14 protein-coding genes, 1 pseudogene and 1 riboswitch are annotated in these 14,113 nt (G+C 34.9%); of the genes and pseudogenes, 4 read left to right on the top strand and 11 right to left on the bottom strand.

What is annotated here, in order from left to right:
* Window position 1 precedes the first annotated feature (1 nt).
* The 7 genes and pseudogenes from leuB to ilvD form a co-directional block, all read right to left on the bottom strand.
* Entirely contained in the window at window positions 2-1,057 is a 1,056-nt protein-coding gene (leuB, locus tag BW731_RS06885) for a 3-isopropylmalate dehydrogenase (protein WP_079346815.1), read from the bottom strand.
* Window positions 1,050-2,576 carry a 2-isopropylmalate synthase gene (locus tag BW731_RS06880; protein ID WP_079346813.1) on the bottom strand — a complete coding sequence of 509 codons (1,527 nt, stop codon included), beginning with the start codon at window positions 2,574-2,576 and terminating at the stop codon, window positions 1,050-1,052. The genes leuB and BW731_RS06880 overlap by 8 nt, the downstream gene beginning before the upstream one ends.
* Window positions 2,577-2,757: 181 nt before the next feature.
* Window positions 2,758-4,019: pseudogene (gene ilvA / locus BW731_RS06875) on the bottom strand (threonine ammonia-lyase IlvA).
* Between the two features lie 11 nt (window positions 4,020-4,030).
* Window positions 4,031-5,023: a ketol-acid reductoisomerase gene (ilvC, locus tag BW731_RS06870; RefSeq protein ID WP_079346811.1), complete on the bottom strand. Its 993-nt coding sequence runs from the start codon at window positions 5,021-5,023 to the stop codon at window positions 4,031-4,033.
* 32 nt (window positions 5,024-5,055) lie between these two features.
* Window positions 5,056-5,541 (bottom strand): acetolactate synthase small subunit, encoded by a 486-nt coding sequence (gene ilvN, locus BW731_RS06865; RefSeq protein WP_079346809.1) that lies wholly within the window; start codon window positions 5,539-5,541, stop codon window positions 5,056-5,058.
* Window positions 5,538-7,217, bottom strand: a complete 1,680-nt coding sequence (gene ilvB, locus BW731_RS06860; protein WP_079346806.1) for a biosynthetic-type acetolactate synthase large subunit — start codon at window positions 7,215-7,217, stop codon at window positions 5,538-5,540. Before ilvB ends, ilvN begins: the two co-directional genes overlap by 4 nt.
* Window positions 7,218-7,232: 15 nt before the next feature.
* Window positions 7,233-8,927, bottom strand: a complete 1,695-nt coding sequence (ilvD, locus tag BW731_RS06855) for a dihydroxy-acid dehydratase (protein WP_079346804.1) — start codon at window positions 8,925-8,927, stop codon at window positions 7,233-7,235.
* 423 nt (window positions 8,928-9,350) lie between these two features.
* Between ilvD and BW731_RS06850 the strand changes: the two genes are divergently transcribed.
* From BW731_RS06850 to BW731_RS12610, 4 genes are all read left to right on the top strand, one after another.
* Complete coding sequence (locus BW731_RS06850) at window positions 9,351-9,587, top strand: hypothetical protein (protein ID WP_079346802.1); 237 nt, start codon at window positions 9,351-9,353, stop codon at window positions 9,585-9,587.
* An 88-nt stretch (window positions 9,588-9,675) separates the two neighbouring features.
* Window positions 9,676-10,779, top strand: coding sequence for a YibE/F family protein (locus tag BW731_RS06845; RefSeq protein WP_158080174.1), 1,104 nt, complete (start codon window positions 9,676-9,678; stop codon window positions 10,777-10,779).
* A complete protein-coding gene (locus BW731_RS06840) occupies window positions 10,769-11,515 on the top strand; it encodes a YibE/F family protein (protein ID WP_079346796.1) in 747 nt (248 codons plus the stop codon). The genes BW731_RS06845 and BW731_RS06840 overlap by 11 nt, the downstream gene beginning before the upstream one ends.
* Before the next feature lie 35 nt (window positions 11,516-11,550).
* A riboswitch (M-box (ykoK) riboswitch) is annotated at window positions 11,551-11,715 on the top strand.
* A gap of 71 nt (window positions 11,716-11,786) precedes the next feature.
* Entirely contained in the window at window positions 11,787-11,927 is a 141-nt protein-coding gene (locus BW731_RS12610) for a hypothetical protein (protein WP_158080173.1), read from the top strand.
* 637 nt (window positions 11,928-12,564) lie between these two features.
* Here the strand turns inward: BW731_RS12610 and BW731_RS06835 are convergent.
* The 4 genes from BW731_RS06835 to BW731_RS06825 all read right to left on the bottom strand — a co-directional run bounded on the left by BW731_RS06835 (window position 12,565) and on the right by BW731_RS06825 (window position 14,111).
* Window positions 12,565-12,816 (bottom strand): hypothetical protein, encoded by a 252-nt coding sequence (locus BW731_RS06835; RefSeq protein WP_079346793.1) that lies wholly within the window; start codon window positions 12,814-12,816, stop codon window positions 12,565-12,567.
* A gap of 59 nt (window positions 12,817-12,875) precedes the next feature.
* Window positions 12,876-13,238 (bottom strand): hypothetical protein, encoded by a 363-nt coding sequence (locus BW731_RS06830; protein WP_079346791.1) that lies wholly within the window; start codon window positions 13,236-13,238, stop codon window positions 12,876-12,878.
* 18 nt (window positions 13,239-13,256) lie between these two features.
* A complete protein-coding gene (locus BW731_RS12605; protein ID WP_158080172.1) occupies window positions 13,257-13,433 on the bottom strand; it encodes a hypothetical protein in 177 nt (58 codons plus the stop codon).
* Between the two features lie 105 nt (window positions 13,434-13,538).
* Complete coding sequence (locus BW731_RS06825) at window positions 13,539-14,111, bottom strand: DNA-3-methyladenine glycosylase I (RefSeq protein ID WP_079346788.1); 573 nt, start codon at window positions 14,109-14,111, stop codon at window positions 13,539-13,541.
* Between the last annotated feature and the right edge of the window lie 2 nt (window positions 14,112-14,113).

Raw genomic sequence — 14,113 nt, 5'->3', positions numbered from 1 at the left:
TTTAACCTCCTATAATTTCTATCAATTCCTGACGAATGTGTTGAGTGACATCAGTTGTTGAATAACTTCCACCTAAATCTTTTGTCATAATACCTTTTTTCATCACTTGTCTAACTGCTTCATCCACCATGTCAGCCAATTTATATTGTTTAAAACTATCTCGTAACATCATCGACACTGAATAAATCATCGATAATGGATTTGCCATATTTTGACCAGCGATATCTGGCGCTGAACCATGAATTGGCTCAAATAAATGAATACCTGTTTTAGATAAACTAGAACTAGCTAATACTCCTAAACTTCCAGTTAACACTGAAGCTTCATCACTTAAAATATCGCCAAACATATTTTCAGTCACGATAACATCAAATTCTTTTGGTTTCGTAATCATCACCATCGCACAAGAATCCACTAATTGATGTTCTAGTGTCACATTTGGATAATCTTTACTCACCTCAATTGCCACCTGACGCCACAATTTGCTTGTTGCTAGTACATTTGATTTATCAACCGATGTGACTTTTTTTCGTCTTGTTTGAGCTAATTCAAATGCTGCACGCATGATACGCTCAATCTCTTCTTTTGTATAAATGCATGTATCTAACGCATCCTCTTCATTTAATTCGCGTGGTTCACCAAAATAAATACCTCCAGTCAACTCACGAACAATCACAAAATCCGTACCTGTAATTATATCTTCTTTAATAGGTGATAAATGAACAAGTTCTTCTGAAACTTGAATTGGACGAATATTAGCATACAACGATAATTGTTTTCTAAGTGCTAAAAGTCCGGCTTCTGGTCGTTCCTTACAATGGTCCCACTTTGGTCCACCAATAGCTCCTAGTAAAATCGCATCTGATGATTGACAACTTTCAACTGTTTTTTCAGGAAGTGGTTTCCCAACTGCATCAATCGCAGCACCACCTACTAATTCCTCAGATACTTCATAATTAAACAAGCCATTTTCTTTAAACACTGATAAAATATCTAGTCCCGCATCCATAATTTCCGGACCAATACCATCACCTTTTAATACTGTAATTTTAGTCATGTTTCTCACCTTCTCTTAGTTTACTAAATGCATTGATATATGCTTTAGCTGAAGCTGTTAAAATATCAAAATCGATGCCCACTCCATGAACAGATTCCTGTGTTTCAGGATTAGATACTTCTACATGAACTTCTGCTTGCGCATCTTCTCCACTTGTTAGCGACTCTATTCTAAACGCATCTAATTGAACATCTTTATCCATGATTCGATTAATCGTATTATAAATTGCTTGGATACTTCCAAGTCCTGTTGCTGAATCTGATAATTTTTCTTTATCTGATGTTTCAATTTCAATCACAGCAGCTTGTTGACCATTTGAAGTAAATTGCAATTGTAAATTCTTTAATTCTAAACTTTGACTTGTCGAAATAGCATTACCAGCAACTAATGCATGAATATCTCTGTCCAAAATATTTTTCTTTTTATCTGCCAATACTTTAAACTCATCAAATAAAATTTGTTGTTCCTCTGGAGTTAAGTTCGTATAGCCTAACTCGATTAATTTCTGACCAAAGGCATGACTACCCGATAATTTTCCAAGTGGTAAATGATTTGTTTTTAGTCCAATTAACTGTGGTGTCATTATTTCATATGTATCAGGATGTTTCAATACCCCATCTTGATGAATACCTGATTCATGAGCAAATGCATTACCACCAATAATCGGTTTGGTTTTATGAATTGGGATACCGGACAATCGGCTAATCAAATCACTCGTCATTTTCGTTTTTTCTAAAATGATATTTGTTTTTGCTTGATAAAAATCTTGTCTAATATGAAGAGCTAGTGCAACTTCTTCAATCGCTGTATTTCCTGCTCGTTCACCAATCCCATTGATTGTTCCCTCAACTCGTCCTGCACCATTTTCAATAGCTGCTAAAGCATTTGCTGTTGCCATCCCCAAATCATTGTGACAATGACAAGAAAAAATCACGTTATCAATATTCTGACAATTTGACGTAATGTATTGAAATAATTCACCATACTCTGTTGGGTTTGAATAGCCGACCGTATCTGGAACATTAATAATTGTTGCACCCGCATCAACTGCTGTTTGAATGGCTTTAACTAAAAACTCTTTTTCAGTACGAGTGGCATCTTCTGGAGAAAATTGTACTTTTTCAAACAGTGATTTAGCGTACGTGACGTGCTCTTTAATCGAAGCTAGTACTTCTTCTTCACTCATATGGAGTTTGTATTTCATATGAATCTCACTTGTTGCTAAAAAAACATGGATTTGTGGATGATTCGCGTGTTTTAATGCCTCATATGCAGCATCAATGTCTTTTTTACGACAACGAGCTAATCCAACAACAGTCATCGTATCCACAGCTTTGGCAATTTCTGAAACAGCTTCGAAATCTCCTGGTGATGTGATTGGAAATCCTGCTTCTAATGCATCAATCCCATAACTTTCTAATTGTTTAGCAATTCTTACTTTTTCAGCTGTATTAAAATTAACACCTGGTGTTTGTTCACCATCTCTTAGTGATGTATCAAAAAATTGAATAGTTTTCATCATTATCTCCCCTTTAACAAATTAAAAAGACTCCTCACGTCGAAACATGAGAAGTCTTTCAGTCAAGAATCCCATGTCAGACAAAGTCGAATAGGACCCAGAGTGTACTATCTACACTGGGCCCTGCATTAATAATAATCGGTAAATGCTTGTCGTTGACTTTGTCATAACACTCTCTCCTTTAGACTAGTAATGTATACAATGATTCATTTTCTTGTAGATTAATGTAATTTGGATCAAAAATTGTAAGACGCTCAATTAACGAAGCGTAGTCACCATGATCTTGGAGTAAAATACCAATCACAACTGGGCCACTTCCTCGATTAATTTTTTTGTGTACTCAAATTTAGTGATATCATCGTGTGGACCTAAAACGTCTGATACAAACTCTTTTAACGCCCCTGCTCTTTGAGGGAAATTAACCACAAAGTAATGTTTTAATCCTTCATAAATCAGTGAACGTTCTTCAATTTCAGGCATACGCTGAATATCATTATTTCCACCACTGATAATACACACAACGGTTTTACCTTTGATATCTTCTTTATAATCATCTAATGCCGTTACTGATAAGGCTCCTGCTGGCTCAACAACGATGGCTTGTTTCGTATAAAGCTCTAAAATCGTGCTACATACTTTTCCAATAGGTACTTCACACACGTCATCTACCAATTGTTGACTGTGTAAAAAAGTCATCGCTCCTACTTCTTGCACAGCTGCCCCATCAACAAACTTATCTAGATGAGATAAGGGTGTCACTTTTTTCTCCTTTAATGACAATGACATAGAGGCTGCTCCAACCGGCTCGACTCCAATAATTTTTGTTGTTGGACTTTTATCTTTGAAATAGGCACTAACACCACTGATTAATCCTCCACCACCAATAGGGGTAAAGACGTAATCAGCAGGTGACGCTTCTTTTTTCTTTAATTGGTCAACAATTTCAAGCGCAACAGTTCCCTGTCCTGCAATAATGTTTTCATCGTCAAATGGGTTGATAAACGTTAATCCATGTTCTTCACCATAATGAATGGCCATATCTTTCGATTGATCAAACGTATCTCCAGCAAGTTTGATTGTCACTTGATCTCCACCAAATGCTTCTACTTGGTTAACTTTTTGTTTTGGTGTCGTCACTGGCATAAAAATCGTAGCAGGAACTCCCATTTTAAAACAGGTATAGGCAACTCCTTGTGCATGATTTCCAGCACTGGCACACACCACCCCTTTAGCCAACTTTTCTTTTGATAATTGACTAATAGCATAATATGCTCCACGTAATTTAAACGACCGAACGATTTGTAAGTCTTCACGTTTTAAATATACATCAGCATCGTATTTTTTTGATAAGTAATCATCGTATTGGAGCAGTGTTTTAGTTACCACTGGCTCCAATATATGATTGGCTTTTTCAACTTGTTCACTTGTCACCAACGTCCCCATAGAAACGCCTCCTATTTGTTATTAACAAATGGCATCATGTCTCGCAATTCTTTACCAACTGCTTCGATTTGGTGTCCTTGTTGTTCTTTTCTTAATCCATAGAATTTTTCAAATCCATTTTCGTTATCTTCGATAAATCCTTTAGCAAAAGTTCCATCTTGAATATCAGTTAATACATCTTTCATGCGTGCTTTTGTTTCAGCTGTTACAACACGTGGTCCAGAAACATAATCTCCATATTCAGCAGTATTAGAAATTGAATCACGCATTTTTTCCATACCACCTTCATACATTAAATCAACGATTAATTTTAATTCATGTAATACTTCAAAGTAAGCAATTTCTGGTTGGTATCCAGCTTCTACTAATGTTTCGAATCCTGCTTGAACTAATGCAGTTGTTCCACCACATAATACAGCTTGTTCACCAAATAAATCCGTTTCTGTTTCTTCTTTAAATGTTGTTTCTAAAACCCCAACACGTGTCGCACCAATTCCTTTAGTGTAAGCTAGAGCGATGTCACGAGCGTTTCCTGTTGCATCTTGTTGTACCGCAAATAATGATGGCACAGCAAAACCTTCTTCAAATGTACGACGAACTAAATGTCCTGGTCCTTTTGGTGCAACCAAGAACACATCCACATCAGCTGGTGGTTGGATTACATCAAAGTGAATATTGAATCCATGCCCAAACGCTAAGGCATTTCCTGCTTCTAAGTAAGGAGCAATTTCATTTTTGTATAAATCTCCTTGGATTTCGTCTGGTGCTAAAATCATAATAACATCAGCTTTTTTTACTGCTTCACTTACTGGGAATACATCAAAGCCAGCTTCTCTTGCAGCATCTGCTGATTTCCCTTCACGGATACCAATAATCACATCATGACCTGTGTCACGTAAGTTTTGTGAGTGGGCATGACCTTGTGAACCATAACCGATGATTGCGATTTTTTTTCCTTCTAACTGATCTCCTTGAACTGAATCTTCATAATATACTTTTGCCATAATTAATTCCCTCCGATAAATTTTATTATTTTTTATTTTATAGAACTTCTAAGTAACCCTGTAATTCCGGTTCTTGCAAGCTCTTGGATCCCATATACTTTTAATACATCCACTAATGCATCAATTTTTTCGCTGCTTCCAGCTATTTGAATGATAATAGATTGACCACTCACATCAATAATACTTGCTCTGAATGGCTCAATCATCGACATAATTTCTTGTCGATTGGTACTAGTTGTTGCAACTTTTATCAGTGCTAGTTCTCTCTCTAAATGAGAGTCAGCACTCATATCGATGACTTTTATGACATCAATTTGTTTATTTAGTTGTTTAATCAATTGCTCCATTTGAAAATCTGAGTCAACACTTACAACTATGGTAATTCTTGACACGTCAAGGTTTTCCGTGACACCTACAGAAATACTTTCAATATTAAACTGACGTCTGGTGAGTACTCCTGAAATACGATTTAATACACCTGATGTGTTTCTAACTTTCGCTGAAATTATTCGTCTCATCTTTTCACCACCCCAATCATTTCATTATTAGGTTTTCCTGGTGGTACCATTGGCAACACGTGCTCTGTTGGTGAGCAATTAATTTCAATTACCATTGGTTCTTTTTCTTTAAACGCCTGAATCAACTCTTCTTCCAATGTTTCAGCATTATCTAGTCTGACAGATTTTAAATGATACGCTTCTGCCATTTTTTGAAAATCTGGTTGATTATCAAACACCGATTCAGAACGTCTTTCGTTAAAGAAACTCTCCTGCCACTGACGAACCATACCAAGTGAATGGTTGTTTATCAAAATAACTTTCGGTGCAAGATGATACTGTTCTAAAATGGCTAACTCTTGGTTGGTCATCTGGAATCCACCATCACCAACAATAATCACCACTTGTTTATCTGGTTTGGCTAATTGTGCGCCAACACCAGCAGGAATACCGTATCCCATCGTGCCTAAACCACCACTAGTAATCAGTTGATTTTGATGTTTAAATGGATAGAATTGGGCTGCCCACATTTGATGTTGACCAACATCTGTGGCGACGATTGCTTCACCATTGGTAATTTTCCCAATAAGTTCAATCGCTCGTTGTGGCTTGATTTCTTCCACAGTTTCTTCATAAGTAAATGGTGCTTCTGTTTGATAATTTTTAACTGTGTCACGCCAATCAGCATAGTTTTCTGTATTAAATGTTTCTTTATTTAATAATCGAATGACTTCTTTAGCATCCCCTACAATCGGGATATCTGTTGGAATAATTTTCCCAATTTCAGCTGGATCAATATCCACATGAATAATGGTTTTGTCTTTTGCTAAACTTTCTGGGCAACTAGCTAATCGATCATCAAAGCGCGATCCGATATTGATTAACAAATCTGCTTCCATCAATGCTTGATTAGCTGCATAGGAACCATGCATACCACCCATACCTAAAAATAAATCATTATCTGTTGGCACAATTCCTAAGCCAAGAAGAGTCGATACAACTGGGATTTTTGAATTTTCTAATAATTCTCTAAATTCGGTCGTCCCATCACTGTGATGAATGCCAGCACCAATTAAGAAAACTGGTTTACTTGCTTGATTTATCGCAGTCACGACTTTCTTTATTTGATTAGGATGTGGCATATAATTTGGCTGGTAGCTTGGTATATGCACCTCGGCTATTTTTTTGACCGGTGTTTCATCTAACGTGATATCTTTTGGTAAATCGATCACCACTGGTCCTTTTCTTCCTGTTGTCGCAATGTGAAATGCTTCTTTAATCACTTTAGGTAAGTCTTCTACTTTTCTTACTTGATAGTTGTATTTTGTGATAGGAATAGTTAAACCTAAAATATCAGCTTCTTGAAAAGCGTCTTTCCCGATACCACTACTGGCTACTTGACCTGTAAAGACAATTAATGGTACCGAATCACTCATCGCGTCGGCTATTCCCGTAATCACATTAGTAGCTCCAGGGCCGCTTGTTACTAAAACGACTCCTGGTTTGCCACTGGCTTTGGCATATCCTTCTGCTGCATGTACCGCTCCTTGTTCATGTCGCGTCAAAATATGCGGGATTTTTTTATCATACAAGCTATCATAAAGTGGTAAAACCGCTCCACCTGGATAACCAAATATCATCTCAACATCTTCATCCAATAAGGAATCAATAAATAATTCTGTTCCTTTTTTATTCATACGACTCGCGCCCCCTTACTCGCCCATCAAATTATCTGGTATTCTCATAATAGCCCCTGTATGTGCTGAGGTTACTAAAGCTGTATATCGAGCTAGATAGCCTTTTGTTACTTTTGCTTTAAATGGTTTTTTCTTCGCTTTTCTCTCATCTAATTCATCATAAGATACAGCTAAATTAATTGTACGATTCACTAAATCAATTTCAATTTCATCGCCATCTTCAACCAATCCAATTGGTCCACCTTCAGCTGCTTCTGGTGAAATATGTCCTACTGCAATTCCACGTGTCGCACCAGAAAAACGTCCATCAGTAATTAAAGCAACATCTTTTCCTAATCCGCGTCCAACAATACTTGATGTTGGTGCAAGCATCTCTGGCATTCCTGGGCCACCTTTTGGTCCTTCATAACGAATCACCACAACATGTCCTTTTTGTACTGTATGATTATCAATCGCTGCAACTGCTTCATCATGTGAGTCAAAGCAAATCGCTTTTCCTTTAAATACTGAAATTGATGGGTCAACCCCTCCAACTTTAATGACACAACCTTCTGGTGCGATATTTCCATAAAGAATTGATAAGCCACCAACAGGACTGTATGCATTCTCTTTTGGTCGAATCACTTCTTCATTGTTAATCAAAGCATTTTGAACGTTTTCTCTAATTGTTTTTCCAGTAACTGTGATACGATCTGGATGAATGGCTCCTTCGATACTAGTTAATTCATTCATGATAGCTGGCACGCCACCTGCTTCATGTACATCATGCATTGAATAAGAAGATGATGGCGCAATTTTTGATAAATAAGGCACACGTTTCGCAATCTCATTCACATCAGATAAGTCATAATCAATTTCTGCTTCATTGGCAATAGCTAATGTATGTAACACTGTATTAGTTGAGCCGCCCATTGCCATATCTAAGGCAAATGCATCATCAATTGCTTCTTTTGTGATAATATCTCGTGGCTTTATTTGTTTTTCTACAAGGCTCATTAAATGAACAGCTGATTGTTTTATTAACTCACGACGCTCATCAGAGACTGCCAATGCTGTTCCATTATAAGGTACAGCCATTCCTAAAACTTCCATTAAACAATTCATTGAGTTTGCTGTAAACATCCCTGCACAAGAGCCACATGTTGGACAAGCATTTTGTTCCATGAATAAGAACTCTTCTTTTGTCATGCCACCTTCTTTAAATGCCCCAACTGCTTCAAACATGGATGATAAGGTTGCAGCCTTACCTGTTGGATCAATCCCTGCTTTCATTGGACCACCTGAACAAAAGATACTTGGTACATTTGTTCTCACAGCCGCCATTAACATTCCTGGTGTGATTTTGTCACAGTTTGGAATATAGAATACTCCATCAAACCAGTGGGCATTAATCACCGTTTCAGCTGCATCCGCAATGATTTCACGACTTGGTAGAGAGTAACGCATACCAATATGTCCCATCGCAATCCCGTCATCAACCCCGATTGTATTGAACTCAAACGGAATGCCTCCTGCTTCACGAATCGCTTCTTTTGCGATATCTGCTAATTCTCTTAAATGTACATGTCCTGGTACAATATCAATGTATGAATTACAAATAGCAATAAATGGTTTGTTCATGTCTTTGGCATTTTTTACTTGTCCTGTTGCATACAACAAACTTCTTGCTGGTGCAGCATCGACACCTTTTTTGATTTTGTCACTTCTCATTATAATTTCCTCCTCTAAGAATAAAAGAAAAAGCACCCCATTTAAGTATGACACTTAATGGAATGCTTTAAGGCAAGAATCCCATTATCTTACAACAAATAGGAACTCGACCTGTAGATGTTTTTTCACCCAACGTGTCCTAGTTCCTAACCTGTAATAAAATAATGACTAAATTATTCTTGCTCTCTCTCATGATAATGATCCCCTTTAATTGGAATTTGATTAAAATATTATTAAAGTAAATATAGACTTATCTTGTAAAACTGTCAATAGTTTTTTAAATTTTTTATTTTTAGGTCTTTTTAATCTATTTGTTCTTTTGATATAATTCTCTTTACTATATTATAAATAATAACATAGTAAAGTTTATTTAACTATCTTTTTTTAAAATAATTTCAAGTTTTTATGTAGGAGGAACGATATATGAAATTGTATAAACAATACAGAGATACCAAGTCTTATGATGATGACTTTTTGAGATGGTTACTAATCAGAAAACTAAATTTAAAACAACAATTAGCTATTATTTTTGTGCTTTGGATGGTGTGGATTATTTTTGCTCCTAATCTTGTTTTTTGGGTAAATTTTTTCAAATACACTATTATTATTTCTCTGATAACTGCTTTAATAGCCTTTATTAAAAAACGATTAAAATACTAATCTTGAATAGATATCATTGGCCTTCTCATAAAAAATCAGGATAATATAACTATACTGTTATCAATCCTAAATTATGAGGAGGTCTCTCTTGTTAAAAAAATATAGTTGGAAAGTTCTTTCTGTGGTCATGTTATTATTAAATGCTTGGTGGATTTTCCAAACATTTCAATACGACCACTACCAGGAACCACTTGGTAAAATAACTATGGTTAAAAAAGTAGAAAAAACCGACACCGTAGATGAGCATCAAAACAAAGATATTATCTCTACCCAACAAATCCATCTCACTCTTTTATCTACAGAAAATAAAGGAAAAGAGCTAACTATTTTAAATAAATTTAGCCAATCACGAATCAAAGATCAAGAGTATAAAATAGGTGATTTAGTCTTTTTGTCTATTAAAGATAACGATTTTTCACAAGCAACGATCATTGACAGTAAACGTGATACTGGATTAGCAATATTGATGTTGGGATTTGTTTTACTACTGATTGTGATTGGGCGAAAAAGTGGCGTAGCATCATTGATTGGGTTACTTATCAATACGGGACTATTTTATTTACTTTTGATTCTGTATGAACATGTATCAAGTCAATCACTCATTTGGCTTTCTTTATTATTTTTCCCGATTATTGTCACTAGTACACTAATTGTCTCAAATGGCTGGAACCAAAAAACAAAAATTTCGATACTCACCACTTTATGTAGCACCCTTATCACCTTTGTTCTTGGTGTCAGTATCATTACTTTACTAAAGCATAAAGGACTACGATATGAGGAGATGGAGCTAATAACTAGACCGCAACATGTCTTATTTATCTCAAGTTTATTAATTGGAACAATGGGTGCTTCCATGGATATTTCGATTACATTAAGCACTGCCATGAACGAAATCGCTCAAAGGCATAAACAATTAACACCTCAATCATTGTATCAATCAGGGATTCAAGTTGGTTCTGAGGTCATTGGGCCAATGATTAATATCATGTTTTTTTCTTATTTAAGTGGATCGATTCCTTTAATTTTGATTTTTTTAAGAAACGATATGTCGTTTAACTATACGTTTCCTATTTCTCTCTCTCTTGAAATGACACGTGCGTTAATTGGCAGCATTGGGATCATCTTGACTATTCCCATCACCAGTTACATCGCCAGTATCTTTCTAACAAGGGGGAATCAGCATGAGCGTTAACTTAGTATTATTTATGGTTTTGATTTTTTTATTATGGTATTTTCAACAACGTAAAGGTGTCCTTACTCTTATCACACTAGCTATTAATTTAGCCATGTTATTTGTCATGATTTTGTGTATTAATCTAGGATTTTCACCAATTGTTTTAACGATTTTAACATCGATCTTAATTAGTGCAAATAATTTATTTAATATCAATGGGTACAATGACTCAACTAAATCTGCTTTTATTAGCAGTACCTTTGTCATCTTTTTGATGGTCTTACCGATACTTTTTGTTACCTCAACGTTACATCTTCAAGGAATTCCCCTTGAAGGCCTAATGGAGATGGATATGTATTCCTTACATATTGGAGTATCTTTCATTGATTTAAGTGTCGCTGTATTATTGATGACCGTCGTCGGAGCGATTAATGATATCGCCATTTCTATTACATCTTCTATGATAGAAATCAAAGAGCAACTACCTGATTTGTCATTATCAGAATGGAAAAAATCTGGTCTAACTGTTGGAAAAGATGTCTTAGGACCAACTATTAACACATTAATTTTTGCAGCGATTGGTAGCCAGTTTGCCTTATTGATTTGGGTATTTGATTTAAAGTATAGTCTAACACAGCTAGTGAATAGTAAATTAATTGTGACAGAGTGGGTGGCGATTATTTTTAGTGGCATTAGTATTGCCATCACCATCCCTATCACTATTTTTCTACTCACAAAACAAGTTAATGATTGACAATTCGTTATATTCTGTTAAAATAAAACACGATAAATGAATTTTGTTAGGTGAGGCTCCTATGCAAACACAGGCTATTGCCCAAAAACGTCGAGAGACACCAATGGGTAGAACAGGAATTGTCGTTAAGGCTTTTCATAAGATAGCTAAGATTTTTCTTTACGTTGCATAGTGCTAAAGCTCAACATATTACTTAAAATATGTTCGTTCTTTTAAGTCCTAACCTCTTTATTTGGTTAGGGCTATTTTTAATTTTAGGAGGTGGATGATTATGATGATAGTTATTGCCATTGCCATTGTTGTTGCACATATTGTAGGACACAATGCCACAGAAATAGTAACAAACGTACCAGTACTATCTGAAGATTTTGACCCTCATCCCACCCTAGTTGGGTGTCGTCAATTTAACTAAGCCTTCCTAACAATTATTTATCGAACAAAAATATCTGTGAAGAAAACAGAAGCTAAAAACGGCTTCTGTTTTTCTGTTGCTTTCTTTAAAATATAACTGAAGCAAATACGTATTTCAAAAATGTAATCGCTTGCATTTTATTTAGAAATGAGTTAATATGAACTCATAAGGAACTACAATTCCCACAATTAGTTAACAAGATATTTAGATTTTATCAGCTTTATAAGAAAGGTAATGTTTAAAAGATTTGTAACTGATTGACATGTAAAAAGAAACACATGTAAGTGAATTAGAAGTTTAAACAATATAGAAAGGCGTGGGAATTTGAAATCTTCCTTATTAACAGAATAAGACCTAACAGGTGTTTAAGATTTATTGGAGAAACAAAAGGCACTCCAATGTGATGGGTATGACAAGAACACAAAATCCTGTTAGGTCTATTTTTTATGTAAAAATCTGTTGATTTAGAGTCAAAAAATATATTTATTACACGATTTGTTAACAAAAAATTCACAAATTCTAGATATTATATAAGTGTACCAACGAAACAACCCTAACAAACTTTTTCATTTTATTTACTCCTCCAAAGTAAATAAAAACAACTCCTTCCTTGAATGGTTTAGCCATTCAAGGTTTTTTATGTTCTTTTTTCTCGTTGTTTTCCTTTTTTGATACGAAAACAAGTGTCCAAGCTAAACAAAATAAATTGTAATATCGTTAAAATAGCTATTAATAAATTAACATATAACTGAACTGAATCATTACCCAAAAACACTCCTACAAGTAAAAATGGAAATAATATTACATCTAATTTAAATAATATATTGTACATATTAGTGTACCGACTAGTATTTTCTCTATATAGTTCATCCAATTCTTTATGTTTCATCGTATTCCTCCTTTTCTTCAAATTAAAAACAAGCCCATATCCAAGTAATAAAAGGCTTGTTATATTTTATGTAATTGTTTTTTTCTTAAAAATACCACTGTCTTTATGACTATTTCAGGTAATAGCACACTAACAATTAATACTATGATTAAAAATTTTGCGGATGAATAGATTTCTTTAGTTAAGAAGTTTTTTCCAATAAACCATTGAGCAAAAAACAATATAACTGCTAATACACCATAAATCAAGATATAAAGTGAGCCACCAGTATCCGTTTTTTTATCTAGGTCAGGAACTAGCAACGTCTGGCCTTTACTAATAAAATTAGCATGTTCTGTTTGGTTTGTATTCAAACGATTGAACTCACTACTTTTGATATTAGCATTTTGTGAAAACTTCTTTTGTTGCTCTCTATCACTCAAGCCAATCCCTCCATTATTTTATTTATTCAGCCGTCTTTTTTGATCAACGTAATACAAAATAGACACACCCATTAATATAAACACTAAAATAACCAACACAACGACCAATTCAACATTTCCTACTGTCAGTAAAAATAATCCACCAAATAAGAGGGAAATAAAGATAACATCAGGTAAATCAATCATTTTTTTCATCTGTCTCAGCTCCTACTTATGTTGTTCTATCATGAGTACAGATTATCATAAAAATACCCTTTATTTATAAAAATGACCTAAATGACACTTATCATTGCTTAAACGTTAATTAGTGATACCCGTTCGTCTAAAACAATCAACCACATGATCATCAACAAGCCCGACTGACTGCATGAAAGCATAAACGGTTGTCGTACCTAAAAATTTGAATCCTCTCGATTTTAAGTCTTTACTGATTTTATCGGAGAGTTCGGTAGATGAAGGAACTGACTTAATTGTTTCCCAATGGGTTTTAATTGGCTTAAAATCAACAAATGACCAAATGTAATCACTAAAGCTTCCATATTCATTTTGTATAAGTTTAAAAGATTGTGCGTTACTAATTGTTGCTTGGATTTTTAAGCGGTGACGAATCACACCCTCATCATTCATCAATAACTCCACTTTATCTGTCGTATACTGACTAATTTTATCCACGTCAAACCCATCATAGGCTTTTCTTAACGTGTCTCTTTTCTTTAACATTGTTGACCAACTTAATCCTGCTTGCATACTTTCTAAAATGAGTGATTCAAATAATGTAGCATCATCATAATTTGGTGTGCCCCACTCATTGTCATGGTATTGTTTTTCTAAATCATTGCTGTTTGCCCATTCGCATCGTTTAATGATAACCATCT

Source organism: Vagococcus martis (assembly GCF_002026305.1).
In the GTDB taxonomy this organism is placed as follows: domain Bacteria; phylum Bacillota; class Bacilli; order Lactobacillales; family Vagococcaceae; genus Vagococcus; species Vagococcus martis.
This window is presented reverse-complemented; position numbering and strand designations above follow the sequence as displayed.

Excerpts from the sequence above, each read along its gene's own strand:
- leuB (WP_079346815.1), bottom strand. The coding sequence starts at position 1,057 with ATGACTAAAATTACAGTATTAAAAGGTGATGGTATTGGTCCGGAAATT.
- BW731_RS06880 (WP_079346813.1), bottom strand. The coding sequence starts at position 2,576 with ATGAAAACTATTCAATTTTTTGATACATCACTAAGAGATGGTGAACAA.
- ilvC (WP_079346811.1), bottom strand. The coding sequence starts at position 5,023 with ATGGCAAAAGTATATTATGAAGATTCAGTTCAAGGAGATCAGTTAGAA.
- ilvN (WP_079346809.1), bottom strand. The coding sequence starts at position 5,541 with ATGAGACGAATAATTTCAGCGAAAGTTAGAAACACATCAGGTGTATTA.
- ilvB (WP_079346806.1), bottom strand. The coding sequence starts at position 7,217 with ATGAATAAAAAAGGAACAGAATTATTTATTGATTCCTTATTGGATGAA.
- ilvD (WP_079346804.1), bottom strand. The coding sequence starts at position 8,927 with ATGAGAAGTGACAAAATCAAAAAAGGTGTCGATGCTGCACCAGCAAGA.
- BW731_RS06850 (WP_079346802.1), top strand. The coding sequence starts at position 9,351 with ATGAAATTGTATAAACAATACAGAGATACCAAGTCTTATGATGATGAC.
- BW731_RS06840 (WP_079346796.1), top strand. The coding sequence starts at position 10,769 with ATGAGCGTTAACTTAGTATTATTTATGGTTTTGATTTTTTTATTATGG.
- BW731_RS12610 (WP_158080173.1), top strand. The coding sequence starts at position 11,787 with ATGATGATAGTTATTGCCATTGCCATTGTTGTTGCACATATTGTAGGA.
- BW731_RS06835 (WP_079346793.1), bottom strand. The coding sequence starts at position 12,816 with ATGAAACATAAAGAATTGGATGAACTATATAGAGAAAATACTAGTCGG.
- BW731_RS12605 (WP_158080172.1), bottom strand. The coding sequence starts at position 13,433 with ATGAAAAAAATGATTGATTTACCTGATGTTATCTTTATTTCCCTCTTA.
- BW731_RS06825 (WP_079346788.1), bottom strand. The coding sequence starts at position 14,111 with ATGGTTATCATTAAACGATGCGAATGGGCAAACAGCAATGATTTAGAA.